Origin of the sequence: Marinobacter sp. (assembly GCF_041984545.1) — a bacterium.
GTDB lineage: Bacteria > Pseudomonadota > Gammaproteobacteria > Pseudomonadales > Oleiphilaceae > Marinobacter.
In genome coordinates this window covers 1-234 of sequence record NZ_JBHIXV010000110.1, presented here as the reverse complement: position 1 = coordinate 234, position 234 = coordinate 1, and the positions used below count along the sequence as shown (strand labels likewise).

At 56.4% G+C, this 234-nt stretch carries 1 pseudogene; it reads right to left on the bottom strand.

Annotated features, from left to right (window positions below):
- Positions 1-39 precede the first annotated feature (39 nt).
- A pseudogene (locus tag ACFC20_RS17780) lies at positions 40-234 on the bottom strand (carbohydrate kinase); the annotation flags it as partial.

Here is a 234-nt window from a genome sequence, read left to right as displayed (position 1 = left end):
TCGCTGACATTGCGGACGGGTTGATCTCGCTGGTGGCAATCACTTGGGATATCCGGTTATCTGCCGGATTTTCTGATACAGGGACTGCAGCTGGGGGTACATCTTCAGGTACACCTCGGAATAGAGTTGCTGGTAAAGCGCCTGTGTTTCGGGTTGAGGGTAGAACACATCACCGACTCGGGTCATGGCTGCCACGGCGGTCTCAAAGTCCGAATGAAGGCCCAGCCCCACGGC